The 25,103-nt window shown below is 70.4% G+C and carries 17 protein-coding genes; 6 read left to right on the forward strand and 11 right to left on the reverse strand.

All coding sequences use genetic code 11. The features are described from left to right. Window positions 1-147: 147 nt before the first annotated feature. The 4 genes from LE190_RS06775 (at window position 148) to LE190_RS06790 (ending at window position 5,349) form a co-directional block, all read left to right on the forward strand. Entirely contained in the window at window positions 148-1,299 is a 1,152-nt protein-coding gene (locus tag LE190_RS06775; protein ID WP_225237963.1) for a sensor histidine kinase, read from the forward strand. Beyond that, the gene (locus LE190_RS06780) at window positions 1,296-2,081 is read left to right on the forward strand and encodes a LytR/AlgR family response regulator transcription factor (protein WP_225237964.1); all 786 of its coding nucleotides are present in this window, start codon (window positions 1,296-1,298) and stop codon (window positions 2,079-2,081) included. The genes LE190_RS06775 and LE190_RS06780 overlap by 4 nt, the downstream gene beginning before the upstream one ends. Window positions 2,082-2,145: 64 nt before the next feature. Beyond that, complete coding sequence (locus tag LE190_RS06785) at window positions 2,146-2,946, forward strand: ferritin-like domain-containing protein (RefSeq protein WP_225237965.1); 801 nt, start codon at window positions 2,146-2,148, stop codon at window positions 2,944-2,946. A 6-nt stretch (window positions 2,947-2,952) separates the two neighbouring features. Then, entirely contained in the window at window positions 2,953-5,349 is a 2,397-nt protein-coding gene (locus LE190_RS06790) for a DNA polymerase II (RefSeq protein WP_225237966.1), read from the forward strand. 17 nt (window positions 5,350-5,366) lie between these two features. On the opposite strand, the gene LE190_RS06795 is transcribed toward LE190_RS06790, so the two are convergent. The 3 genes from LE190_RS06795 to LE190_RS06805 all read right to left on the reverse strand — a co-directional run bounded on the left by LE190_RS06795 (window position 5,367) and on the right by LE190_RS06805 (window position 8,386). Next, the gene (locus LE190_RS06795) at window positions 5,367-6,872 is read right to left on the reverse strand and encodes a tripartite tricarboxylate transporter permease (protein WP_225237967.1); all 1,506 of its coding nucleotides are present in this window, start codon (window positions 6,870-6,872) and stop codon (window positions 5,367-5,369) included. A 1-nt stretch (window position 6,873) separates the two neighbouring features. Next, window positions 6,874-7,338: a tripartite tricarboxylate transporter TctB family protein gene (locus LE190_RS06800; RefSeq protein WP_225237968.1), complete on the reverse strand. Its 465-nt coding sequence runs from the start codon at window positions 7,336-7,338 to the stop codon at window positions 6,874-6,876. Window positions 7,339-7,408: 70 nt separating this feature from the next. Then, window positions 7,409-8,386 (reverse strand): tripartite tricarboxylate transporter substrate binding protein BugD, encoded by a 978-nt coding sequence (locus LE190_RS06805; RefSeq protein WP_225237969.1) that lies wholly within the window; start codon window positions 8,384-8,386, stop codon window positions 7,409-7,411. Window positions 8,387-8,733: 347 nt separating this feature from the next. On the opposite strand from LE190_RS06805, the gene LE190_RS06810 reads away from it, so the two are divergent. Then, window positions 8,734-14,466, forward strand: coding sequence for an alpha-2-macroglobulin family protein (locus LE190_RS06810; RefSeq protein ID WP_225237970.1), 5,733 nt, complete (start codon window positions 8,734-8,736; stop codon window positions 14,464-14,466). After that, window positions 14,466-16,598: a penicillin-binding protein 1C gene (gene pbpC / locus LE190_RS06815; protein WP_225237971.1), complete on the forward strand. Its 2,133-nt coding sequence runs from the start codon at window positions 14,466-14,468 to the stop codon at window positions 16,596-16,598. The genes LE190_RS06810 and pbpC overlap by 1 nt, the downstream gene beginning before the upstream one ends. 35 nt (window positions 16,599-16,633) lie before the next feature. Here the strand turns inward: pbpC and LE190_RS06820 are convergent, their stop codons facing one another. The 8 genes from LE190_RS06820 to LE190_RS06855 form a co-directional block, all read right to left on the reverse strand. Next, window positions 16,634-18,943: a xanthine dehydrogenase family protein molybdopterin-binding subunit gene (locus LE190_RS06820; protein WP_225237972.1), complete on the reverse strand. Its 2,310-nt coding sequence runs from the start codon at window positions 18,941-18,943 to the stop codon at window positions 16,634-16,636. After that, the gene (locus LE190_RS06825; protein ID WP_225237973.1) at window positions 18,940-19,956 is read right to left on the reverse strand and encodes an FAD binding domain-containing protein; all 1,017 of its coding nucleotides are present in this window, start codon (window positions 19,954-19,956) and stop codon (window positions 18,940-18,942) included. The genes LE190_RS06820 and LE190_RS06825 overlap by 4 nt, the downstream gene beginning before the upstream one ends. Then, window positions 19,953-20,492 (reverse strand): (2Fe-2S)-binding protein, encoded by a 540-nt coding sequence (locus tag LE190_RS06830; protein ID WP_225237974.1) that lies wholly within the window; start codon window positions 20,490-20,492, stop codon window positions 19,953-19,955. Before LE190_RS06830 ends, LE190_RS06825 begins: the two co-directional genes overlap by 4 nt. A gap of 88 nt (window positions 20,493-20,580) precedes the next feature. Next, window positions 20,581-21,378, reverse strand: coding sequence for a DUF2145 domain-containing protein (locus tag LE190_RS06835; protein ID WP_225237975.1), 798 nt, complete (start codon window positions 21,376-21,378; stop codon window positions 20,581-20,583). After that, complete coding sequence (locus LE190_RS06840) at window positions 21,375-21,788, reverse strand: hypothetical protein (protein ID WP_225237976.1); 414 nt, start codon at window positions 21,786-21,788, stop codon at window positions 21,375-21,377. The genes LE190_RS06835 and LE190_RS06840 overlap by 4 nt, the downstream gene beginning before the upstream one ends. A gap of 133 nt (window positions 21,789-21,921) precedes the next feature. Beyond that, complete coding sequence (purU, locus tag LE190_RS06845; RefSeq protein WP_225237977.1) at window positions 21,922-22,818, reverse strand: formyltetrahydrofolate deformylase; 897 nt, start codon at window positions 22,816-22,818, stop codon at window positions 21,922-21,924. Between the two features lie 188 nt (window positions 22,819-23,006). Next, window positions 23,007-23,753, reverse strand: a complete 747-nt coding sequence (locus LE190_RS06850; RefSeq protein WP_225237978.1) for a LytR/AlgR family response regulator transcription factor — start codon at window positions 23,751-23,753, stop codon at window positions 23,007-23,009. Next, window positions 23,750-24,847, reverse strand: a complete 1,098-nt coding sequence (locus LE190_RS06855; RefSeq protein WP_439847472.1) for a sensor histidine kinase — start codon at window positions 24,845-24,847, stop codon at window positions 23,750-23,752. The genes LE190_RS06850 and LE190_RS06855 overlap by 4 nt, the downstream gene beginning before the upstream one ends. Window positions 24,848-25,103: the final 256 nt, after the last annotated feature.

The raw sequence follows: 25,103 nt of genomic DNA on the forward strand, positions 1-25,103 counted from the left end.
ACAGGCCGACTGTGACATAGGCCGCGTGGCGATGGCGCGCGCGCCAGGCGGGTTCACGGCGCGGGAAGCGGCGTTCGTCGCATCGTGCTTGCCGCCGCCGCGTCGTCTCTGCAGAATGCGCTATCCCGAATCGTCCCGCGAGGAAGCATGAGCAGCCTGTTCCCGGCCACCGCGGCCGCCCCCGACCACCCGCCCCCCGTCGACCAGGGTGCTTTCGCCCTGCGGCTGCTGCGCGACCTGCGCTTCGCCACGGTGGTGGGCGTGCTGGCGGCGTTCATCATCACGCTGGTGGTGGGACGTCCGGAAACCCTGTACGAGCAGGTGCTGTACTCCTGCTTCATCTCGGTGTCCGGCTTCGCCATCGTCGACACGGCCCGCCTGCTGTGCTGGCCACAGTCGGGGCGCATGCGGCGCCCGCGCCGCCAGTGGCTGGCGCTGGCGGCGGTCGGCGCCGTGGCCGCGCCGCTGGCGCACTTCAGCGCCGTGCAGCTGGTCGGGCCGCTGTTCCTGCATCCCGTGCCTTCGCTGGCCGAGTATCCGACCCTGCCGCGCCTGAGCATGGTGCTGCTGAGTTTCATGGTGCTGATGGCGGGTACCTGGCTGATCGAGTTCCGCGAAGGGCTGCGCCACGCCAGGCTGGAGCAGCAGGCGGCCCTGCTGCGCGCCGAGACCATCGAACGCCAGGCGCTGCAGGCCCAGCTGCGGCTGCTGCAGGCCCAGATCGAACCGCACATGCTGTTCAACACCCTGGCCAACCTGCAGGGCCTGATCGCGATCGATCCGGACCGCGCCAACGCCATGCTTGACCAGCTCATCCAGTACCTGCGCGCGACCCTCGGCGTCTCGCGCGCCGACAGCACCACGCTGGGCGAGGAGTTCGCCGCGATGGAGGCCTACCTCGGCCTGATGGGCGTGCGCATGGGTGAGCGCCTGCGCTATCGCCTGGTGCTGCCGGCGGAGCTGGGCCAGGCGCGGCTGCCGCCGATGCTGCTGCAGCCGCTGGTGGAGAACGCGATCGTGCACGGACTGGAACCGAAGATCGAGGGCGGCGAGATCCTGATCGAGGCCGCGGCGCGCGGTGTCCTGCTCGAAGTCAGCGTGTGCGATTCCGGCCTCGGCCTCGGCGTGGGCCTGGACCCGGGGCCGGCCCGTTCCGGCACCAGGGGCGGCGGCGTCGGCGTCGCCACCACCCGCGAACGCCTGCGCGTGCTGTACGGCGACCGCGCCGCCATCCTGCTGGAACCGGCGCAGCCGCACGGCACGCTGGCCCGCCTGACCCTACCCCTGGAGACCCCATGAGCATCCGCGCACTGATCGCAGAAGACGAACCGATCCTGGCTGCCACCCTGGCCCGCATGCTGGCCAGGCTGTGGCCAGGCCTGGAACTGCTGGGCAGCGCGCCGAACGGTGTCGCCGCCGTCGAGCAGGCATTGGCCACGCGCCCCGACGTGCTGTTCATGGACATCCGGATGCCGGGCCAGACCGGCATCGAGGCGGCCGAGGAACTGGCCGAGCGCTGGGACGGACCGGCGCCGTTCCCGCACGTGGTGTTCGTGACGGCCTACGACGACTATGCGGTGCAGGCCTTCGAGCAGGCCGCCGCCGACTACGTGCTCAAGCCGGTCAACGAAGCGCGCCTGGCGCGCACGGTGGAGCGGCTGCAGGCGCTGCTGGGCAGCAGGGCGCCGCAGGCGGACCCGCTGGCCGACCTGGTGGAACGCCTGCAGTCGCTGATGCCGGTCGCCACGGCGCCCGCGCGCCTGGACATCGTCCGCGCCGCCGTCGGCAACACCGTGCGCATGATCCCGGTCCCGGACGTCGTGTTCTTCCAGGCCACCGACAAGTACGTCAATGTAGCGACCGCCGAGAGCGAAGCCCTGATCCGGGTGCCGCTCAGGGAACTGCTGGCGCAGCTCGACCCGGCGCGCTTCCGCCAGATCAACCGCAGCACGGTGGTGAACATGGCCTGCGTGGCCAGCGCCGCGCGCGACGAGACGGGCAAGGTGACGCTCAGGCTGCGCAACCGCCCCGAGCAGCCGAAGGTCAGCCCGGTCTACGCGCACCTGTTCCGCCAGATGTGACCAGGGCAGGGCGGCGCAGCGCTTTGCTACACTAGCGGTTTTCGTGATCCCGATAGGCCCGACCATGGCGCAACCGCTGGAGCTTCGCGCACGCGCTCTGCACTCCCTGCTGGAAACCGATCCCGCCGCCAAGACGGCCGAGGTCGCGGCGCTGTGCGCCGCGCACGCGCGCGGCGCGACCGGCCTGGCGCCCGATGCCGCGCTGGCGGCTCCCGCAGGTATCCCGGGGCGGCCGGCCAGGCCCGAGCTGGTGCCGCCGCGGCTGGTGGGGCGGCGTTCGATGGCGACGCCGGAAGGGCGGGCGATGCTGGTGCACGCGCTGGCCCACATCGAATTCAATGCCGTCAACCTGGCGCTCGATGCGGTGTGGCGCTTCCCGGGCATGCCGCCGGCATACTACGGCGACTGGTTGCGGGTGGCGGGCGAAGAGGCGCGTCACTTCGAGATGCTGTGCGCGCACCTGGCTACCCTCGGCTTCGCCTACGGCGACTTCCCCGGCCACGACAGCCTGTGGGAAATGGTCGGGAAGACCAGCGGCGACGTGCTGGCGCGCATGGCCCTGGTGCCACGCACGCTCGAGGCGCGCGGGCTGGACGCGATTCCCCCGCTGCGCGCCAAGCTGGCCCAGGCCGGCGACCTGGCCGCCGCCGCCATCCTCGACGTGCTGCTGCGCGACGAAGTGGGACACGTCGAGATCGGCAACCGCTGGTACCTGTACCTGTGCGGCCTGCGTGGCCTGGAGCCGGTGTCGACCTATGAAGCGCTGACCGTGCGCTACGGGGCGCCGGTGCTGAAAGGGCCGTTCAACATCGAGGCGCGGCGCCAGGCGGGCTTCAGCGAAGCGGAGCTGGCGCGCTTCGCCTAGCCTCCCATGGATGCCGCACCGCTGCAGGGCTTCCTGCTGACGCGCCACTGGCGCGACCTGGATTCGGGCCTCGAGGTCGAGTACTGGATCGCCACCGACCAGGGTCCGCGCCGGGTGCGGCTGGCGGCGCAGACCGCGGTCGCCTTCCTGCCGCTCGAGCAGCGCGCGGCTGCCGAACTTGCGCTGCACGGCGAGCCGCCGGGCTGGGAGCTGCGCGAACTGGCCCTGTGCGACTTCCACCACCGTCCGGTGCTGGGACTGTACTGCCGCCACTACCGCCAGTTGCTGCGGCTGGAGAAGCGCCTGCGCGAATTCGGGGTCGCCGTCTACGAAGCCGACGTGCGCCCGCCCGAGCGCTACCTGATGGAGCGCTTCATCACCGCGCCGGTCCTGGTGCACGGCACGCCCGACGCGCGCGACCCGGCCCTAGTGCGCGAGGCCCAGCTCAGGCCGGACGGCGGCTACCGTCCGCGCCTGCGCCTCGTCTCGCTCGACATCGAGACCAACCAGCACGGCGAACTATATTGCATCGGCCTGCAGGGCTGTGGCCAGCGCCAGGTCTACATGCTGGGTGAGCCGGACGAGGCGCCGCCGGCAACGGCACCGGAGCGGGATTTCCGGCTCGACTACTGCGCCAGCCGCGTGGAACTGCTCGAGCGGCTCGAAGCCTGGGTACGGGAACACGATCCGGATGCGATCATCGGCTGGAACGTCATCCAGTTCGACCTGCGCATGCTGGTGCAGGCGGCCGAACGGGCCGGGCGCCCGCTGCGCCTGGGACGCGACGGCAGCGCGATTTCGACCCGCGCGCATGGCCGCTCGGAGCACTTCTTCGTGTCGATCGCGGGCCGCCTGGTCATCGACGGCATCGAGGCGCTGCGCTCGGCCAGCTACAGCTTCCCCTCGTTCAGCCTGGAGGCGGTGTCGCAAACCCTGCTCGGCGAAGGCAAGGCGATCGACAATCCCTACAGCCGCATGGACGAGATCAACCGCATGTTCGCCGAGGACAAGGCGGCGCTGGCCTACTACAACCTAAAGGACTGCGAGCTGGTCACCCGCATCTTCGAGAAGACGGAGCTGATCCGCTTCCTGCTGGAGCGGGCCAGCGTCACCGGCCTGGCCGTGGACCGCAGCGGCGGCTCGGTGGCGGCATTCGAGCACCGCTACATGCCGCTGATGCACCGCCAGGGCTTTGTCGCGCCCAACATCGGCGACGTCGCGGCCGGCGACAGCCCGGGCGGCTTCGTGATGGACTCGCGCTCCGGCCTGTACGACTCGGTGGTGGTGCTCGACTACAAGAGCCTGTACCCATCCATCATCCGGACCTTCCTGATCGACCCGGTCGGCCTGGTGGCGGGCCTGGCCGAACCGGAGGAGGCGACCGTGCCGGGCTTTCGCGGCGCGCGCTTCTCGCGCAGCCGCCACTGCCTGCCCGACATCGTGCGCCAGGTGTGGGAAGGACGCGAGGCCGCCAAGCGCGAACGGAACGCGCCGCTGTCGCAGTCGCTGAAGATCATCATGAACGCCTTCTACGGCGTGCTCGGCACCCCGGCCTGCCGCTTCTTCGACCCGCGCCTGGCCTCGTCGATCACGCTGCGCGGGCACGAGATCATGCACCGCACCCGCGCGCTGATCGAGGAGCAGGGCTATGCCGTGATCTACGGCGACACCGATTCCACCTTCGTCTGGCTCGGCGCACCGCATTCGCATGCAGACGCCGAGCGGATCGGCCAGGCGCTGGTACAGCGCGTGAACGGCTGGTGGCGCGCCCACCTGGAGCAGGAGTACGGACTGGCCTCCAGCCTGGAACTCGAGTTCGATACCCACTACTGCCGCTTCCTGATGCCCACCGTGCGCGGCTCGGACGAAGGCAGCAAGAAGCGCTACGCCGGCCTGGTGCGGCATGCGGACGGCAGCCAGGAAGTGGTGTACAAGGGCCTGGAGACGGTGCGCAGCGACTGGTCGCCGCTGGCGCAGCAGTTCCAGCAGGAGCTCTACCTGCGCGTCTTTACCGGCCAGCCCTACGCGGCCTGGGTGGCCGACTTCGTGGCGCGCACCCTGCGCGGCGAACTCGATGCGCTACTGGTCTACCGCAAGCGCCTGCGCCGCCCGCTCGACGACTACGAGCGCAACGTGCCGCCGCACGTGCGCGCGGCGAAGATGGCGGACGCCTTCCATGCCGCGCAGGGCCGTCCGCCCCAGTACCGCAGGGGCGGCTGGATCCGCTACGTGATGACGACGAGCGGACCGCAGGCGCTGGAACTGCGCGACGCCGGCGCTGCGGCGCCGGTCGACTACGCGCATTACCTCGACAAGCAGCTGGAGCCGGTGGCCGATGCGATCCTGCCCTTCCTGGGCGACAGCTTCGCCCGGCTCACCAGTCCGCAGCGCGCCCTGTTCTGAAGGCGCCGCGCTGCGCCTCAGTCTTCTTCGTGGAAGGCTTCCTCGCGCTTCCTGCGCAGCGCCGGCAGCAGCACGACCACGAGCGCCAGCGCCGCCATCGCCAGCAGGGTGGCGCTGATGGGGCGCGTTACGAACACGGTCGGGTCGCTGTGCGAGAGCAGCAGGGCGCGCCGCAGGTGCTCTTCCATCATCGGCCCGATGATGTAGCCGAGCAGCATCGGCGCCGGTTCGGCGCCCAGCTTGGCGCAGATGTAGCCGAACAGGCCGAACAGGGCCATCAGGTAGACGTCGAACTGGTTGTTGTTCAGGCTGAACACCCCGATCGAACAGAACATCAGGATCGCCGGGTACAGCCGGTGGTAGGGCACCATGATCATCTTGACCCACAGGCCGATCATGGGCAGGTTCAGCACCACCAGGAACAGGTTGCCGAACCACATCGAGACGATCAGGCCCCAGAACAGGTCCGGCTTGTCGGTCATTACCGCCGGGCCGGGCTGGATGCCCTGGATGATCATGGCGCCGATCATCAGCGCCATCACCGGGTTCGAGGGAATGCCGAGCGTGAGCATGGGGATGAAGGAGGTCTGGGCGCCGGCATTGTTGGCCGCTTCCGGCGCCGCCACGCCCTCGATCGCGCCCTTGCCGAACTGGGCCGAGTTGGGCGACACCTTCTTCTCGATCGAATAGGCCGAGAACGATGCCAGCATGGCGCCGCCGCCCGGCAGGATGCCCAGCACCGAGCCGAGCGCCGTCCCGCGCAGGACCGGCGCCACGATGCGGCGCAGGTCCTGCCGGGTCGGCATCAGGCCGGTCACCTTCTTCATCAGGAGGCTGCGGTCCTCGTCGTGTTCCAGGTTGCGGATGATCTCGCCGATGCCGAACATGCCCATCGCGACGATCACGAAATTGATGCCGTCCGCCAGCTCCGGCAGGTCGAAGGTATAGCGCTGGGCGCCCGAGTTGACGTCGGTGCCGATCAGGCCCAGCAGCAGGCCGAGCAGCACCATGCCGATCGCGTTCAGCAGCGAGCCGCTGGCCAGCACCACCGCCGCGACCAGGCCGAGCACCATCAGCGAGAAGTATTCGGCCGAGCCGAACTTGAGCGCCAGCTCGGCCAGCGGCGGCGCGAACAGGGCCAGCAGCACGGTGGCGACGCAGCCGGCGAAGAAGGAGGCCAGGGCCGCGCTGGCCAGGGCCTTGCCGGCATGGCCCTGGCGCGCCATCTGGTAGCCGTCGAGGGCCGTGACCACCGAGGACGACTCGCCCGGCAGGTTGACCAGGATCGCGGTGGTGGAGCCGCCGTACTGGGCGCCATAGTAGATCCCGGCCAGCATGATCAGGGCCGAGGTGGGCGGCAGGCCGAAGGTGGCCGGCAGCAGCATCGCGATGGTGGCGATCGGGCCCAGGCCGGGCAGCACGCCGACCGCGGTGCCGACGAACACGCCGACCAGGCAGTAGAACAGGTTGGTGAGGGTGAAGGCCGTTTCCAGGCCGAGCGCGAGGTTGGCGAAGATGTCCATTTCAGCCTCCCGTCAGCCAGGGGCCGACCACCGGCATCGGCAAGCCGAGCAGCTTGACGAACAGCAGCACTGCGAACAGGGTCAGGCCGGCCGCCAGCAGGGCGGTGGGGCCGGGGCGGAAGCTGCGGCTCGCAACTGAACTGAGCATTACCAGCACGAAGGCGGCCACCGCCAGCCCGGCGCCGCGCATCAGCACGCCGAACAGCAGCACCGAGGCCAGGATGATGAGGATGTCCTTGAGGTGGAAGCGGCCGACCGCCTCGCCCTGGCCGAAGAACGAGCGCCCGATGGCGACCAGGCCGATGAAGGCCAGCAGGTAGCCGAGCGCGGTGGGGAAGTAGCCGGGACCCATGCGCCCGGCGCTGCCCATGCCGAGTTCGCGGCCGAAATAGACCCCGGCCAGCCCGAACGTCACAAAAATGAAGCCGATCCAGAAATTCTTCGGATGGCGGATGATGGAAGCCACTGCGAACCCCTTGTTGCACGCGTCAGGAGAAAGCGGCGGACCGTGCGGCCCGCCCCCCGTTGGATGCCGCTCAGTCGGCGTACTGGCCGGCCTTGGTGATGATCGGACCCCAGCGGTCGATTTCCGCCTTCAGGTGCGCGCGCAGGGCTTCCGGCCGGGCGCGGCTGTCGGCCACCGGTTCGGTGCCGAGGTCGGCGAAGCGCTGCTTAACGGTCGGGTCCTTCAGGGCCGCGCGCAGCGCGTTCGAGAGGGTATCGATCACCGGTTTCGGCGTGCCCTTCGGTGCGTACATGCCATGCCAGACCGCCACTTCGAAGCCCGGCAGGCCGGCCTCGCTCATGGTCGGCACGTTCGGCATCGCCGCCAGGCGCTGCCTGGTCGTCACCCCGTATACCTTGACCTTGCCGCTCTTGATCTGGCTGGTGGTATTCGTGGTCTGGTCGCACATCAGGTCGACCTGGCCGCCCAGCATGTCGTTCATGGCGGGGCCGGTGCCCTTGTATGGCACGGTGGTCAGGTCGACCCCGATCGCGGTCTGGAACAGCATGCCGCACAGGTGCGAGGCCGAGCCCAGGCCGGCGTTGGCATAGGTGACCTTTTCCTTGTTGGCCTTCACGTAGGCCAGCAGCTCCTTGAAATCCTTCGCGGGGAACTCCTTCCTGGCGATCAGGGTCATCGGCACGTCGGTGACCATGCCGATCGGCTCGAAGCTGTCGATCGCGTTGTAGCTCAGCTTGCGGTACAGGCCGGGTGCGGTCGAGTGGCCGATGTGGTGCAGGAACAGGGTGTAGCCGTCCGGCGCGGCCTTGGCTACGCGCGCCGCGCCGATGGTGCCGCCGGCGCCGCCCACGTTCTCGATGATGATCTGCTGCTTCAGGGTGTTGCCCATCGACTGGGCGACCAGGCGCGCCACGGTGTCGGTCGGTCCGCCGGCGGCGAAAGGCACGATCATCGTAATGGTCTTGCCGGGATAGTTCTGGGCATGGCTGCCGGATGCCGCGGCCACCAGGGCAATGGCTGCGACGGTGCGCAGGAACGCTGTTTTCATCGGTGTCTCCTCCAAGGCTCGCTTTGGCTCGGTGTATTCGATCGATCAGTCGGCAACGCAGGCACGCGCAAGACATCAGAAGCAGGCCACGACACCAGCCGGGAGGCATCCGGCCGGCGGGCATGGAGCGCGTGCATACGCAAGGTTTGTTGTACCAGTAAATTGATTGATATGCAACTACACGTCCATGCGTGCCGCATGCGTCCCGCATGGATGCCCCGCGCTGGCGAGGCCCGATTCTGTTGACAGAATCCTACGCGCCCGACACACTCGTCTTACTGTTGAGCAGTGCCAAGCCCGCGCCGGGCGTGCCGGCTTAACTTGGCAGTTTTGTTCCCGGAGGGAAAATGTTTGCCTTGACCAGACTGGCGCCGCTTGCGGCCTTCGCCGCGCTGTTGCTGGGATACCCGCATGGCGCCCGTGCGCAAGAAGCGGTCCCGACCACCGTCGACGCCTTCAGTCCGGAGGGGCAGGTGAAGGCGGTGCGCCAGGTGACGGCGCGCTTCAGCGCACCCGTGGCACCCTTCGGCGACCTGCGCGCCGAGGCGCCGTTCGCCGTCGACTGCCGCGCCGGGGACGAGCGGCTGGACGGCAGCGGGCGCTGGATCGACGCCAGTACCTGGAGCTACGATTTCGCGCGCGACCTGCCCGGCGCCACCGCCTGCCGCTTCACGCTGCGCGACGGGCTGCGCGACCTGGCCGACCGGCCGCTGGGCGGCCAGCGCAGCTTTTCCTTCAGTACCGGCGGTCCGGCGGTCCTGCGCATGCAGCCGCACGAGGGCAGCCAGATCGACGAGAACCAGGTCTTCCTGCTGGCGCTCGACGCGCCGGCCACGCCCGCCTCGATCGCGGCGCATGCCTGGTGCCGCGCCGATGGCATCAACGAGAAGATCGGCGTGCGCCAGCTGCAGGGCGAGGAGCGTGACCGCCTGCTGGCCCTGCGCCGCGACTTCCTCGACCGCCACCTGGCGGCCTATGGCAAGGCGCGCGGCAGGCAGGCCGCGGCGCGGGGCGAACCGCTGCCCGTGGCGGTCCTGCAGTGCAAGCGCAGCCTGCCGGCCGATGCCCGCGTGAGCCTGGTGTGGGGCGCGGGCGTGGCGGCACCGAACGGCATCGCCAGCGCGCAGGACCAGGAACTGGCCTACCGCACCCGGCCCGACTTCCGCCTCTGGCTCAGTTGCGAGCGCACCAATGCGCGCGCCGGCTGCGTGCCCTTCCTGCCCTTGCGGGTCGCCTTCAGCGCGCCGGTGCCGGTGGAAGAATTGCGCAAGCTGGTGCTGGAAGAAACCGGCGGCAAGCGCCACGCGCCCCAGCTGGACGAGGAGGCGAAGGGTGGCTTTGCGAGCGCCGTGCAGTTCCCCGGCCCGTTCGGCGAGCTGGCCACGCTGCGGCTGCGGGTACCGGCCTCGCTGCGCGACGACGCCGGGCGCGCGCTGGCCGTGCCGGCGCGCGCGCTTTCCGTGAAAGTGGATCGCCAGCCGCCGTTGGTAAAGTTCGCCGCGCCTTTCGGCATCCTCGAGGCGCGTGGCGACCGCCTGCTTCCGGTCACGGTACGCAACGTCGAAGCCCCGCTGGCGACCGCCGTGCGCAGTGGCGCCACCCTGCGCGTGGAGCGCGAGGCCGACGTGCTGGACTGGCTGGGCCGCATGAACCCCTGGGGGCGCGACCCCTGGACCCAGGAAGAAGGCAAGCTGACCCGGCAACTGCTGGGGCCGAAGGCCCCGGGCCGGATCGAGCGCTTCGCGCTGCCGCGCGCCGGCGGGCGGCGCCCCTTCGAGGTGATCGGCATCCCGCTGAAGAAGCCGGGCTTCTATGTGGTGGAGGTGGCCAGTCCGCTGCTGGGCAAGGCGCTCAACGCTAAACGCGGAACCGCCTACGTGCGCACGGCTGCCCTGGTCACCAACATGGCGGCCCACCTCAAGCGCGGCGCGGAGTCCTCGCTGGTATGGGTCACCTCGCTCGACAAGGGCCGTCCTGTGGCCGGTGCCCGGGTGGCGCTGCGCGACTGCGCCGGGCGCCAGCTGTGGCAGGGCAGCACCGGCCCCGACGGCGTGGCCCATATCCGCGAAGCGCTGCCGCGCGCGAAGTGCGGCGACCAGCTGTTCGTCAGCGCGCGCAGCGGCGAGGATTTCACCTTCACCCTGTCGAGCTGGCAGAAGGGCATCGAGCCGTGGCGCTTCCAGCTGCCGCAGGGCAGCCTGGATGAGGACAGCCGCATCGTCGCCACCGTGTTCGACCGCAGCCTGCTGCGCGCTGGCGAAACCCTGCACATGAAGCACTTCCTGCGGCGCCGGGTCGGCACCGGCCTGGCGCTGGTGGCGGCGGGCGAGCCCACGCCGGTGCCCGGCTATGCCCCCCTGGGCGAGGAGACGCTCGAGCGCGGCGCGCTGCCGGCCAAGGCCTGGATCGCGCACCAGGGCAGTGGCGACAAGATCGCGCTGCCGCTGGCCTGGGACGCGGCCGGCCAGGCCCACGGCGAGTGGAAGATACCCGAGGCGGCGAAGCTGGGCGCCTACCAGGTCGTGATCGGGAACCAGGTGGCGGGCGAATTCCGGGTCGAACAGTTCCGGGTGCCAACCATGAAGGCGGTGCTCAAGGGACCGGCCCGGCCGGTGGTGGCCGCGGGCACGCTGGCCCTCGACGCCCAGGTGAATTACCTGAACGGCGGACCGGCCGGCAGGACGCCGGTCACGCTGCGCACGGTAATCGAGCAAACCCCGGGAAGTTTCGACGGCTTCGACGGCTTCAACTTCGGCGGTGGCGACGTCAAGGAAGGCATCGCGCAGCGCGGAGAAGAGGACGAGGACGGCTGGTACGAACAGGGCAACGAGCCTGACGAGGATGCCGACGACGCCGGGGCGCCCGCGCAGGAGGGCGCGCGCCAGGGCGAGGCGGCGCGCACCCAGCGCCTGGTCCTGGACCGCAACGGCGGTGCGCGCATCGAGGTCGGACAGCTCCCTGGGGTCGACCGCCCGCGCAGCCTGCTTGCCGAACTGAGCTGGCAGGACGCGAACGGCGAGATCCTCACTGCCTCCACCCGCGTGCCCCTGTGGCCGGCGGCGCTTGCGGTCGGCATCAAGCCGGAAGACTGGATGAACCGCGAGCGCCTGAAGTTCCAGGTGGCCGTGCTGGGCCTGGATGGCAAGCCGGCGCCGGGCGTGGAGGCCAGCGTCGACTTCTTCCAGCGCGCCACCTGGTCGCATCGGCGCCGCCTGGTGGGCGGCTTCTATGCCTACGAGTCGAGCAGCGAAATCCGGCGTATCGCGGGCGGCTGCCGCGGCCGCACCAATGCCCAGGGCCTGCTGTCGTGCGACGTGCCGGCGCCGGGCGAAGGCGAGATCATCCTGCGCGCCCGTGCCGAGGATGCGCAGGGGCGCGCCGCGGTCAGCCAGCAGGAAGTGTATGTGGCAGGCAAGCGTGAATCGTGGTTCGATGTCGCCGACAGCGACCGCATCGACCTGCTGCCGGCCAAGCCGCGCTTCGAACCGGGCGAAGAGGCCCGCTTCCAGGTGCGTGCGCCCTTCCGCGATGCCACCGTGCTGGTGACCGTGGAGCGCGAAGGCATCCTCGACACCTATGTGCGCCAGCTGTCCGCGCTTGAGCCGACGATCGCGATTCCGATGAAGGCGCACTATGCGCCCAACGTCTACGTGTCGGCGCTGGTGGTGCGCGGCCGGGTGGCGGAAAGCAGGCCGACCGCGCTGGTCGACCTTGGCAAGCCGGCCTATAAACTCGGCATCGCGCCGGTGAAGGTGGGCTGGGCGGCACATGAACTGCGGGTGCAGGTGCTGCCCGCGCGCCAGGTGTACAAGGTGCGCGAGCGCGCCAGCGTACGGGTGAAAGTCACGCGCGCCGACGGCAAGGCCTTGCCGGCTGGCGCCGAGGTGGCGCTGGCGGCGGTCGATACCGGCCTGCTCGAACTGAAACCGAACGACAGCTGGCAGCTGCTCGAGGCGATGATGCGTCCGCGCAGCCAGCAGGTCGAGACCGCGACCGCGCAGATGCAGGTGATCGGCAAGCGCCACTTCGGCCGCAAGTCGGTCGCCCACGGCGGCGGCGGCGGGCGCACCGCCAGCCGCGAGCTGTTCGACACCCTGCTGCTCTGGAAGGGCAAGCTGGTGCTGGACGCGAACGGCGAAGCCGAGGTGCAGGTGCCGCTGAACGACTCGCTGACCGGCTTCCGGATCGTGGCCATCGCCAGCGCCGGCAGCGGACTGTTCGGGACCGGCGCGGCCGAGATCCGCAGCACCCAGGACCTGATGCTGCTCTCCGGCCTGCCGCCGCTGGTGCGCGAGGGCGACCGCCTGCGCGCCGGCTTCACGGTGCGCAATGCGGCCCAGGCTGCGCTCGACATACGGCTGGCGGCCAGCATGGCGGCGGATGGCGGCGCGGCCCAGGTACTTCCGGTCCAGACCCTGCGGCTGGAAGCGGGAGCGGCGCGCGAACTCTTCTGGGACGTGACGGTGCCTCAGGGCGTCAGCCTGCGCTGGCAGGTCGACGCCAGCGCAGGCGCGGCGCGCGACAGCCTGCGCGTGAGCCAGGCGGTCGCGCCCGCGGTGCCGGTCCGCACCCTGCAGGCCACCCTGGTCCAGGTCGACGGACCGAAGACGGTGCCGGTCCAGCGCCCGGCCGATGCGCTGCCTGGCAAGGGCGGCGTGCGTACCAGCCTCAGCCCGCAGCTGGCCGGCGGCCTGGACGGGGTGCGCGACTACATGGCCCGCTATCCCTACACCTGTTTCGAGCAGCGCACTTCGCAGGCGGTGGCGCTGGGTGACCCGAAGCGCTGGAGCGCCGTGGCGGCGACGCTCCCGGCCCACCTCGACGGCGACGGCCTGCTGAAATACTTCGCCCCCATGCGCGAGGGCGACGACGCGCTGACCGCCTACGTGCTGTCGGTCAGCGCCGAGGCGGGCTACCCGATCGCGCCCGAGCAGCGCGAGCGCATGGAGGCCGCGCTGCTGGCCTTCGTCGAAGGCCGCATCGTGCGTGGCAGCGGGCTGCGGACCGGCGAGCTGGCGGTGCGCAAGCTGGCCGCGCTGGAAGCGCTGTCGCGGCGCCAGCCGGTGCGCGCGGCCTGGCTCCAGTCATTCCGCATCGAACCGAACCTGTGGCCGACTTCGGCCGTGCTCGACTGGTACCTGGTGCTGCAGCGCTCGCCGGAGCTGCCGGAGCGCACGTCCCTGCTGGCCCAGGCCCAGCAGATCCTGCGCGCCCGCCTGAACCTGCAGGGCACCAGCATGGGCTTTTCGACCGAGCGCAGCGACAACTGGTGGTGGCTGATGGCCTCGCCCGACGTGAACGCGAACCGCCTGCTGCTCGCCATGCTCGACAATCCCGGCTGGCGGGCCGACATCGGACGCATGGCGCGCGGCGCGCTGGGACGCCAGCAGCGCGGCCACTGGGGCACGACCCTTGCCAATGCCTGGGGCGTGCTGGCAATGCGCAAGTTCTCGGACAAGTACGAGGCGGTGCCGGTCACCGGCACCAGCAGCGTGACGCTGGCCGGCAATACCTGGCGCGGCGGTGTGCCGTCCAGCGTGCTGCAGGCATGGCCCGCGGGTCCCGCCCGGCTCGAGATCCGGCACGAGGGCGCCGGCAAGCCCTGGGCCACGGTGCAAAGCCTGGCCGCCATCCCGCTCAAGGGACCGCTCGCGAGCGGCTACCGGATCGCGCGCACGGTCACGCCGGTGGAACAGGCGCGACCGAACGCCTGGAGCCGTGGCGACATCTACCGCGTGCGCCTGGTGCTGGAGGCGCAGGCCGACATGAACTGGGTGGTGGTGGACGACCCTGTCCCGGCCGGCGCCAGTATCCTTGGCAGCGGCCTGGGTGGCGATTCGCGCATCGCCACCGGCGGCGAAGCCCGTCGCGGCTGGGTCCAGCCGGATTTCGAGGAACGCACCAGCGCGGCCTTCCGCGCCTATTATTCCTTCGTCCCGAAAGGCAGCTGGAGCATCGACTACACGGTGCGCCTGAACAGCGAAGGGCGCTTCAGCCTGCCGCCGACCCGGGTTGAGGCGATGTACAGCCCCGAGATGTTCGGCGAAGCACCGAACCCGCCGGTGCTGGTGGGACGCTGATGCGGCGCGCGGCGCTATCGGCGCTAAAGGGGCCATGGGCGCCGTGGGCACTGTGCGCGCTGCTGGCGGCACCGGCGCAGGCCGCAGTCCCCACCCCGGCCCAGGTGCGCGCCGCCTGGCAGCCGTCCGAGGCACGCCTGCTCGACCGCCATGGGGTGGTACTGGATAGCTTGCGGGTCGACCTGCAGGGCCGCCGCGCGGACTGGGTGGCGCTGGCCGACATCTCGCCGGCGCTGGGCGCGGCGGTGCTGCAGGCCGAGGACGCACGTTTCATGGAGCACGGCGGCGTCGACCTGCGGGCGGCCGCACAGGCGGCCTGGGACAACCTGCTGCGCCAGCGCCCGCGCGGCGCCTCGACCATCACGATGCAGCTGGCGGGCCTGCTCGACCCCGCGCTGCGCGCCACGCGCGAGGGGCGCAGCTGGACCCAGAAGGTGGACCAGGCACTGGCGGCGCGCGCCCTCGAAGCCGGCTGGAGCAAGGCGCAGATCCTCGAAGCCTACCTGAACCTGGCCAGCTATCGCGGCGAGCTGCAGGGCATCGGCGCCGCGGCGCGGGCGCTGTTCGGCAAGGCCCCGTCGGGCCTGGATGGGGCGGAAAGCGCGATCCTGGCGGCCCTGCTGCGCGCGCCCGGGGCGGCGCCCACGGCGGTGGCGCGCCGCGCCTGCCAGCTGGCGGCGGAGCTGGCATGGCCCGGGACGTGCGCCGCCATCACATGGCGCGCCAGGGTGGCGCTGGCGCGGCCGGCGCCCGTCGCCAGCCCAGCGACCCCGGCTGCCTTGCGCCGGCTGCTGGGCGGGGCGGGCAGCAGCGTGCGCACCACGATCGACGCCGAAGTGCAGCGCGTGGCGCGGGACGCCTTGCGGCGCCACGTGCGCGAGCTGGCCGGCCGCAACGTCGGCGACGGCGCGGCCGTCGTGATCGACAATGCCAGCGGCGAACTGCTGGCCTATGTCGCGAACACCGGCGCCAGCGAAGTCGATGGCGTGGCGGCGCCGCGCCAGGCCGGTTCCACCCTGAAGCCCTTCCTGTACGCGCTGGCGCTCGAGCGGCGCGTGCTGAGCGCGGCCTCTCTGCTGGACGACAGCCCGGTCGGCATCGCCCAGGACGACGGCGCCTACGTTCCGCAGAACTACGACCGGTCCTTCCGCGGCTACGCCAGCGTGCGGACCAGCCTGGCCAGTTCGCTCAATGTGCCGGCCGTGCGCAGCCTGCTGCTGGTGGGCGTCGAGCGCTTCCATGCGCGCCTGCGCGCCCTGGGCCTGAGCACCCTGGTCGAGGATGCCGACTTCTACGGCCCGGCGCTGGCGCTCGGCGCGGGCGAAGTGACGCTGCTGGAGCTGGCCAATGCCTACCGTACGCTGGCCAACGGCGGGCGCCACGGCGTGCCGACGCTGCGCCTTGGCGCGGGCGCGAAGGCGCCTTCCGTGGCGCAGGTGCTGGACCCGGCGGCGAGCTTCGTGGTGGGCGACATCCTGGCCGACCGCGCCGCGCGCAGCCCGACCTTCGGCCTGCGCAGCGACCTGGCCACCGCCTACTGGAGTGCGGTCAAGACGGGCACCAGCAAGGACATGCGCGACAACTGGTGCCTCGGCTACAGCGAGCGCTACACGGTCGGGGTCTGGGTCGGCAACTTCGATGGCCAGCCGATGTGGGACGTGTCCGGGGTGTCGGGCGCGGCGCCGGTCTGGCGCGAGGTGATGGACCATCTCCACCGCGGGCACCCGGGCCGCGAGCCGGCGCCGCCGCCCGGGCTGGTGCGCACCCGGGTCGCGTATGCACCAGCCTACGAGCCGGCGCGCGATGAATGGTTCCTGCGCGGGACCGAAACCGCCCTGGTCGAAGCGGTGCCGGCGGCGCGCCGTGCGCCGCAGATCGTGTATCCGGCCGACGGCAGCATCCTGGCACTGGATCCCGACATCCCCGACCGGATCGAGCGCGTACTGTTCCGGGCCCAGGGGGCGGGCGGACAGCGCTGGCGCCTGGACGGCACCGAACTCGGCCCGGCGAGCGAACCGGTGGCCTGGCAGCCGCGCGTGGGAAACCACCGGCTGGAACTGGTCGATGGCGAAGGCGCAGTGGTGTCCAGCAGCCGCTTCGAGGTGCGCGGGATTGCGGGCCCGGCGCACTAGCGGCGTGGCGTGGCCTGCTGCCAACGGCCCCGCCGCTAGCGCTCCTGCACCGGGACGTCGTGCTCGCCCAGCAGGATCTTGTCCGGCGTGATGGGCGTGCCGCGCAGGCGCCGCCCGGTGGCATGGAAGATCGCATTGCTGATCGCCGCCGATACCCCCACGATCCCGATCTCGCCGACCCCCTTGGCCCCCAGCTGCTCGCTGACGATGCGGTCGTCTTCGTTGGCGAAGATGACCTGGATGTCGTGCACGTCGGCGTTCACCGCCACGTGGTACTCGGCGAAATTGTGGTTCATGAACCGGCCAAACCGGTGGTCGGTGAAGCTTTCCTCGTGCAGCGCCTGGCTGATGCCCCACACCACGCCGCCGATCACCTGGCTGGCGGCGGTCTTGGCGCTGATGATGCGTCCGGCCGCCACCGCATTGACCACACGCGTCACCCGTACGATGCCCAGCTTCTCGTTGACCCGCACTTCGCAGAATACCGCCGAATGCACCGCACGCGTGTACTTGCGCTGCTTGAGCAGCGAAGGCTTCATGAAGAACTTCTCTTCCACGCGGTCGACACCGGCGGCGGCCAGGACATCCCGTAGCGGGACCGCGGTCTCGGGCCGGTTCCGCAGCTGCACCTTGCCGTCGGCGAATTCCAGGTCCTGCGGGCGCGCCTTCGCCAGCTTCGAACCCGGCATCGACTTCGTCAACCGGACCAGGCGCTTCTTGAGCTTGTCGCAGGCGCCGTGGACGCCGCCGCCCACGGTCGTCACGTGCGAGGAGCCGCCTTCGACCGGCGCGAAGGGCAGGGTCGAGTCGCCCAGCTGGAAGGTCACCCGCTCCAGCGGCAGGCCCAGGCTTTCGGCGGCGATCATCGACATCACGGTATAGGTGCCGGTGCCGATGTCGGAGGCCGCACTGCTCACCACCAGGCGCCCGTCCGCATGGAACACGGCGCTCACGCGCGCCAGCATCACCAGCGAATCCCACATGCCGGTGGCCATGCCCCAGCCGACCAGTTCTTCGCCGTCGCGCATCGAGCGTGGCTCCAGCGGCCGGTCTTTCCAGCCGAAGCGCGCCGCGCCCTTGTCGTAGCACTGGCTCAGCTCCTTGGCCGAATAGGGCTTGTCTTCCAGCGGGTTGCGGTCGGCGTAGTTGATGCGCCGGAATTCGAGCGGATCGATGCGCAGGCGGTAGGCCAGTTCGTCCATCGCCACTTCGAGCGCATGCATGCCGTGCGCGGCCCCGGGCGCGCGCATGTCGATCGGCGAGTGGCGGTCGTGCGCCACCAGCTTGTAGCCGAGCTTGATGTTCTTGCAGGCGTACAGCTGCCCCGACCAGTTGACCACCACCTCGACGTAGTCTTCCAGGCGCGAAGTCTCCTGGATCGCCTCGTGCAAGATCGCGCTCAGCTTGCCATCCGCGGTGGCGGCCAGCTTCACCTTCTGCCAGGTCTCGGGCCGGTGGCCGAAGCTGAACATCTGCTGGCGCGTAAGCACCACCCGCACCGGGCACGCCAGCCTGAGCGCCGCCATCACGGCCAGGGTCAGCTGGTACTGGGGGCGCAGGCCGGAACCGAAGGCGCCGCCCACATAGGGGTTGCGCACCGTGACCTTTTCCTTCGGCAGGCCGAACACGCGCGAGACGTACCAGCGGTTGTTCTGCGAGCTCTGCGTCTTTTCATAGATGGTCAGGTGGCCGTCCTCGCCATACAGCACCGTGGTGGCGTGCATCTCCATCGGGTTGTGGTGCTCGACGCCGTGGTAGAACTGCGATTCGATCTTCACCGGTGCCTCGTTCCAGGCCTTGTCGGCGTCGCCGGTGGAGCTGGGCGGGGTGAAGCCGGCCTTCAGTGGGCGCGGCTTGTAGGCTTGATCGAGGCTGGCGAGGAGATTGGTTTCATGCGCTTCCTGCTCGTAGCGCACGTCGACCAGCCGGGCCGCGTGGCGTGCCGCTTCGAAGCTGTCGGCCAGCACCAGCGCCACCGGTTGGCCGCTGTAGAAGATGCGGTCCGAGAACAGGGGGCGGAAGGGTGAGCCGCCCGGCGCCGTCATGTCCTTGTAGGCCAGGTCCCAGGAGCGGATTTTCGGTCGGTTCAGGTGGGTGAGCACCTCTACCACGCCCGGCACGGCCAGCGCGGCGCCGGTCTCGATGGCCGTGATGCGCCCGCGCGCGATGGTGCCGCTCACCACCACGCCGTAGCGCAGGCCCGGCGCCTCGTGCTCGGCGGCGTACCGGGCTTCGCCGGTCACCTTGGCGCGGCCGTCCACGCGCGACACCGGCATGCCGCTGCGCACCCGGCCGGTGCCTTCGGGCGCGGTCGGGGTGCGCAGTTCCGGAATCAGGTCGGTCATCGTGCTTCTCCCTTCGCATGGTCGGTCCCGCGCGCGGCGGTGCCGAGCGCCTGTTCGATGGCGTTGCGCGCCAGCGTCAGCTTGAAATCGTTCTGGCCGAAGCCGCGCGCGCCGCGCAGCACGATGTCGGCGGCCACGCCGAAGGCGTCGTGGCCGGGCGCCTTGCCCTCCAGCGCGGCCTCGGCTTCCTCGACCCGCCAGGGCTTGTGCGCCACCCCGCCCAGCGCGATGCGGGCGGCGCGGATGCGGCCGTCTTCGATGTCGAGGGCGGCCGCCACCGACACCAGTGCAAAAGCATAGGACAGGCGCTCGCGCACTTTCAGGTAAGTCGAATGGCGGGCGAAGCGGGCGGCGTCCGGCAGCGTGATGTGGGTGACCAGTTCGCCCGGCTCCAGCGTCGTGTCGCGCTCGGGCTGGTCGCCGGGCAGGCGGTGGAAGTCGGCGAAGGGAATGCTGCGCTCCTGCTGCCCGTCGCCTTGCGCGCGCACGTACACCACCGCGTCCAGCGCGCGCAGGGCCACGCACATGTCGGACGGGTGGGTGGCGATGCAGTGCTCGCTGGTGCCGAGGATGGCGTGCAGGCGGTTCAGTCCTTCGCGCGCGGGACAGCCGCTGCCGGGCGCGCGCTTGTTGCACGGGGTGCCCAGGTCGTAGAAGTAGTAGCAGCGGGTGCGCTGCAGCAGGTTGCCGCCGTTGGTCGCCATGTTGCGCAGCTGGGGCGAGGCCCCGGCCAGGATCGCGGCGCTCAGCAGCGGATAGCGTTCGCGTACCAGCGGGTGGTAGGCCGTGTCGGCGTTGCGCGCCAGCGCGCCCAGGCGCAAGCCGCCGCCTTCCTCGGCCTCGATGCGGTCCAGGCCCAGGCGGTTGATGTCGACCAGTTCGCCCGGCTGCATCACGCCTTCCTTGACCAGGTCGAGCAGGTTGGTGCCGCCGGCGATCGGGCGCGCGCCAGCCGCCAGGCGCGCCAGCGCGGCGTCCACGTCGCTGGCCTGGCTGAAGATGAACGGGTTCATGCGAGCACCGGACCGGTCGTGAACGGCTTGCCGGGCTGGCTCGATGCTCCCGGCTGCACGTCGTCGATGCCCATCACCTGCGCCACGGCGCGGGTGATCTGGGGATAGGCGCCGCAGCGGCACAGGTTGCCGCTCATGAGTTCGCGCACGTCGTCGACCGTTTGCGCCTGGCCTTCGGCGATCAGCCCGGCCGCCGAGCACAGCTGGCCGGGCGTGCAGTAGCCGCACTGGAAGGCGTCGCAGTCGATGAAGGCCTGCTGCAGCGGATGCAACGCGTCGCCATCGGCCAGGCCCTCGACCGTGGTGACCTCCTGGCCGTCGTGCATCACCGCCAGGGTCAGGCAGGCGTTGATGCGCCGGCCGTCGAGCAGGACGGTGCAGGCGCCGCACTGGCCATGATCGCATCCTTTCTTGGTGCCGGTAAGGCCTGCGCGCTCGCGCAGGAGGTCGAGCAGCGTCACCCAGGATTCGACGGAAAACCGCCGTTCTTCTCCATTGATGCGCAGCCGGATCGGGGTTGCCTGGTGCAGGTCCATGGGCGTCCTTTCGTGAGCGAAGCCCCTACCTTACTCCTTCGGTCAAGACCCTTCGGTTAGTTCGCACACCCAGCACGGCGCTCCGGCCTCATTGCAGCTGCAGCACCGCGACCTGCGGGTCGACCATGCGCAGCATGCGCAGCACGGCATCGGTCGATACGGTGTCGATCTGCCCGGCCATGCGGCGTTCGAATGGGTGGTCGTCGAAGGCCACGTTGGCGCGGAACATGCGTGCCCCGAGGCGCACGGCGGCCGGGATCTCGATCGTGGGCGGCTGGTAGCCGATCGAGCGCAGCCAGGCCTGGGCCTCCTGGCGCGTCTCGACCCGTCCCGCCGGGGCCAGCCCGGCGGCCAGGGTTTCCAGCACCCACTGGTTGGAGTTCTGGTACCTGGTTGAGTATACGTAGGACAGCATGTTGTAGCGCGGCTCGTGCAGGCGCAGCGGGGTGCGGCTGGCCAGCAGCGCGGCCAGCCTGTCCTGGAGCTGCGGGCCGGGAATCAGGAGCTGGGCGTCGTGGCGCACCAGGTCGGTCAGGAAGAAGTTGCCCATCCCTTCGTTGTACAAGCCTGACACCGCCGAGCCGCAGTCGTTCAGCGCGTGGACCACGGTCCAGCGGCCGGCCGGATGCTCGCGTACCGCGATGCCCATGTGCGAATAGCGCAGGCCATACTTGCCGAGGTCCTGGCCGGCGCGCGCCACCAGTGCCACCCGGGCGCCGCTGGCCTCCAGCGCCTGCACGGTGCGCTGGGCCAGGTCCATCGACAGCACCACCTCGTGCGGGGCCAGCGGGCGCTCTTCGCAGGGCTGGCCGGCGCGGGCCGGCAGGCTGGCGGCAAGCAGGGCGGGGAGCAGCAGGGCCGCTGCCAGCAGGGTGCGCGGCCTCATGCCGCCCTCGCGTGGTGCAGCAGCGCCTTGCCCGCTTCGTTCGGCAGGAAGGCCAGGGCCTTGCCCGACATGACCAGCACGTAGCCGGTGGAGGCGCCCACGACTTCCAGCGTGGTGCCGGCCGCGAGCGAGAGCCCGCCCAGTGCGCGGCTGGACAGGCGCACCGTGGCGCGGCTGGCGTCGATCGTACTTTCCAGCACCAGTTCGATGCCTTCCGCGACGGCGCTGGCGCTGGCCACCACCACGCTGCCGCCGGCGGCCACGGCCAGTATCGAGCCGCCGACGACCACGCCGGAGAGGTTGGCGCTGGCATTCGAGGCGGCCGAGGCGGCCGAGTGGCCGGCGGCCTGGCCGGCTTGGCAGGTGACACCCAGCAGGGCAAGGAGGAGGGCAGGCAGGATGCGTTTCATGGTGAACTCCGTGTGATCGATGGAGTCATGATCCCGCGCAAGCCGGCCCCCGGCAAGCGGACGGCGCAGGGTAGCATCCGCTTGCCGCCCGGGTAGCGCAGAACGATACCGCGGACGGCCTGCGCACGGTCGCTCAGGGCCCGCGGAACACGATGGTCTTGTTCCCGTGCAGGAAGACCCGGCGCTCGATATGGAACTTGACCGCCGCCGCCAGCGCCATGCACTCGTTGTCGCGCCCCACCCGCACCAGCTGCTCGGGACGGAAATTATGGTCGACCCGGGTGACCATCTGTTCGATGATCGGCCCTTCGTCCAGGTCCGGCGTCACGTAGTGGGCGGTGGCGCCGATCAGCTTGACGCCGCGGTCGTAGGCCTGGTGGTAGGGCTTGGCACCCTTGAAGCCGGGCAGGAAGGAATGGTGGATGTTGATGCAGCGTCCCGCCAGGCGCCTTGCCAGCTCGTCCGACAGGATCTGCATGTAGCGCGCCAGGATTACCAGCCCGGCGCCGGTTTCCTCCACGACTTCCAGCAGGCGCGCCTCCTGCTGTGCCTTGTTGTCCGCGTTCACCGGCAGGAAGATGAAGCGGATGCCCTCGCGCTCGACCATCGGGCGCAGGTCCAGGTGGTTCGATACCACCGCCGTGACAGCCATGTTCAGTTCGCCGTTGCGGCGGCGGTAAAGCAGGTCGTCCAGGCAGTGGTCGTCCTTCGACACCATGATCACGGCGCGCACCGCTTCCAGCGGGTCGTGGATTTTCCAGTCCATGTCGAAACGGTGCGCCACGCCATCCCCGAACTGGGCGCGGATGGCGCCGATGGCGGGCGAGCCGACCTGCAGGCGGAACACGGCGCGCAGGTAGAAGCGCGCGGTGGAGTCGTCGTCGAACTGTTCCAGCGCGCAGATGTAGCATTCGCGCTCGGCGAGGAAGGTGGCGACGGCGGCCACGATGCCGATGCCGGCGCGGCAGCTGGCGTTGAGGATGTATTCGGACGGGGCCTGCGGCGCCCGCGCCTGGTCGTTGGGTGTCATGCGTTCGTCCTGTCGGGTGGTATCGAAAATGCCTGCGCTGCCGCGGCCACGCCCCGGAAGCGGCGGCGGGTAGCCGCGGGCCTTGGGACGGCGCCGGACAAGCCTCGTGGACGAAGCAGACTCCGCCATGCTGGCGGACGCCTAGCATGGCCGATGCGGGCGGGCGCGTCAAGGCGCGCCCGGGCGGATCAGTCGCGGAACAGGTAAGTGAAGCTGCGGCTGACCGGCAGCTTTTCCTCGCTGCCGCGCAACAGCACCTGCATGCGCTCGGCATCGACCCGCTCGACCGCGGCGATGGCATTCACATTGACCAGGGTGGCGCGGTGGATCTGCCAGAAGCGGTCGCGGTCCAGGCCGCCCAGCAAGTCCTTCAGGGGGATGCGCACCAGGGCTTCCGAACCGGGCAGCACCACCCGCGTGTACTTGGTGTCGGACTGGAAGAACAGCACCTCGTCGACGTCGATCAGGCGGATCTGCTTGCCGACGGTGGCCTTGATCCACTTCATTTTTTCGGCGCGCACGCCAGGCAGGGCGCTCTTCAGGTGGCGCAGCAGGTCGCCCAGGTCGGCCGGCGACTCCTTCAGCTTGGCGCGGATGCGCGCGACCGCGCGTTCCATGCGCTCGGCCTGGACCGGCTTGAGCAGGTAGTCGACCGCGCCCGCGTCGAAGGCGTCGACCGCGTACTGGTCGTAGGCGGTGACGAACACCACGTGCGCGCTGCTGCCGATGCGCTCGGCCACTTCGAGCCCGGACAGGCCCGGCATGCGGATGTCGAGGAACACCACCTCCGGCTCGTGCTCGAGGAAACCGTCCCAAGCATCGTTGCCGTTCTCGGCCTGCAGGACGACCTGGGCCTCGGGCCAGCAGCTGGCGAGCAGTCCGGTCAGGCGCTCGCGCATCAGGGGCTCGTCTTCGGCGATCAGAATGCGGGTCATGCGGTTTCCTTGTCGGCGTTGCGTGGAATGTGGAGTTCGGCCACCAGGCCAGGATCGGCTTCGTGCAGCGCGAGGCGCGCGCCCTCGCCATAGGCCAGCTGCAGGCGGCGGCGCACGTTGTCCAGGCCCGCGCCGCTGCCGGGCGTGGCGGCCATGCCGACGCCGCTGTCGTGGACGCGGATGCGCACGGCCCCGTCCAGCGCCGCGGCCGAGACGCGGATCTCGCCGCCGCGCAGCGACGGTTCGATGCCGTGCTTGATTGCGTTCTCCACCAGGGTCAGCACCAGCATGCTGGGCACGCCGATGTGGGCCACGTCCTCGGGCAGCGCAAGCTCGAAGCGCAGCCGCGCGCCCATGCGGGCCTGCATGACCCGCAGGTACGCGGCGACGGTCGCGAACTCGCTTTTCAGGGTCAGCTGCTCGCAGCGCAGGTCGCTGAAGCTGGCGCGCAGGAAGGCGATCAGGTCGGCGGTGAGCGCGGCGGCGCGTGGGGCGCCGTCGGCCGCCAGCTGCTGCACCGCGCCCAGGGTGTTGAACAGGAAATGCGGCTCGATCTGGGCGCGCAGCACGCGCAGCTGCGCTTCGCTCAGTTCGCGCGCCAGGCGGTCGCGCTCGGCGTCGCGCTGGAGCTGCTCCATCAGGGCCGCGTGCTGGCGCCGGCGGTAGCGGCTCAGGACCAGTAGCGGCGTCGTGGCCAGCAGGCCGACCACCGCGGCGGTCGGCATGACCTGCATGAGGCGCGGCAGCTGTTCGGACAAGGGCCTGCCGTCGCTCAGGAACACGCCGACGCCGGCGCCGACGCCGCCGCAGACCAGGCCGAGCAGGAACTTGCGGCGGTTCTGGAAGGCCTGGCTGGCGTTGAACCACACGCCGATGCCGCCGAACAGCAGGCCGAAGCCGAGCAGGTTGGCGGCGAAGATGGGCACATGCCAGTTGCCCTTGCCGGTGAGCAGGGCCAGGCCGACGCCCGCAAGCGTGAAGCAAAGGGCCAGCTTGGCCAGCGCGATCCACAGGCGCCGGCCCCTGTAGGCCAGCGAAAATTCGCGCAACTGCTGGCGCTCGACCGGCGACATGGCTGCGAGATTGTCCGCCATCCTGCGCCGGTAGCCGGGCGCGACCGAGGCCGCCAGTTCGGGCCGTTCCAGCACGGCCAGCTGTTCGCGTTCGAGGTCCTCATACCAGTCGGTGATTCTGCGCCACATCGTGCTCTCCTTGCTGTTCAATATAAGGCAATGTGGGCAGTCTAGGAAAGGATGCGGCGGCCGCCAAGCAAATGGCGACGAAGGACGAATCCGCGGCGGCGAATGACGAGGCGGGCCGTGGGCGGGTCGTTCATGCTAACATCCCGGG

It is taken from the genome of Massilia hydrophila (genome assembly GCF_020208145.1).
Classification (GTDB): domain Bacteria; phylum Pseudomonadota; class Gammaproteobacteria; order Burkholderiales; family Burkholderiaceae_D; genus Telluria; species Telluria hydrophila.

Bases quoted from the DNA above. Each gene is read 5' to 3' on its own strand.
- LE190_RS06775 (WP_225237963.1), top strand. From the start codon at position 148: ATGAGCAGCCTGTTCCCGGCCACCGCGGCCGCCCCCGACCACCCGCCC.
- LE190_RS06780 (WP_225237964.1), top strand. From the start codon at position 1,296: ATGAGCATCCGCGCACTGATCGCAGAAGACGAACCGATCCTGGCTGCC.
- LE190_RS06785 (WP_225237965.1), top strand. From the start codon at position 2,146: ATGGCGCAACCGCTGGAGCTTCGCGCACGCGCTCTGCACTCCCTGCTG.
- LE190_RS06790 (WP_225237966.1), top strand. From the start codon at position 2,953: ATGGATGCCGCACCGCTGCAGGGCTTCCTGCTGACGCGCCACTGGCGC.
- LE190_RS06795 (WP_225237967.1), bottom strand. From the start codon at position 6,872: ATGGACATCTTCGCCAACCTCGCGCTCGGCCTGGAAACGGCCTTCACC.
- LE190_RS06805 (WP_225237969.1), bottom strand. From the start codon at position 8,386: ATGAAAACAGCGTTCCTGCGCACCGTCGCAGCCATTGCCCTGGTGGCC.
- LE190_RS06810 (WP_225237970.1), top strand. From the start codon at position 8,734: ATGTTTGCCTTGACCAGACTGGCGCCGCTTGCGGCCTTCGCCGCGCTG.
- pbpC (WP_225237971.1), top strand. From the start codon at position 14,466: ATGCGGCGCGCGGCGCTATCGGCGCTAAAGGGGCCATGGGCGCCGTGG.
- LE190_RS06820 (WP_225237972.1), bottom strand. From the start codon at position 18,943: ATGACCGACCTGATTCCGGAACTGCGCACCCCGACCGCGCCCGAAGGC.
- LE190_RS06825 (WP_225237973.1), bottom strand. From the start codon at position 19,956: ATGAACCCGTTCATCTTCAGCCAGGCCAGCGACGTGGACGCCGCGCTG.
- LE190_RS06830 (WP_225237974.1), bottom strand. From the start codon at position 20,492: ATGGACCTGCACCAGGCAACCCCGATCCGGCTGCGCATCAATGGAGAA.
- LE190_RS06835 (WP_225237975.1), bottom strand. From the start codon at position 21,378: ATGAGGCCGCGCACCCTGCTGGCAGCGGCCCTGCTGCTCCCCGCCCTG.
- LE190_RS06840 (WP_225237976.1), bottom strand. From the start codon at position 21,788: ATGAAACGCATCCTGCCTGCCCTCCTCCTTGCCCTGCTGGGTGTCACC.
- purU (WP_225237977.1), bottom strand. From the start codon at position 22,818: ATGACACCCAACGACCAGGCGCGGGCGCCGCAGGCCCCGTCCGAATAC.
- LE190_RS06850 (WP_225237978.1), bottom strand. From the start codon at position 23,753: ATGACCCGCATTCTGATCGCCGAAGACGAGCCCCTGATGCGCGAGCGC.
- LE190_RS06855 (WP_439847472.1), bottom strand. From the start codon at position 24,847: ATGGCGGACAATCTCGCAGCCATGTCGCCGGTCGAGCGCCAGCAGTTG.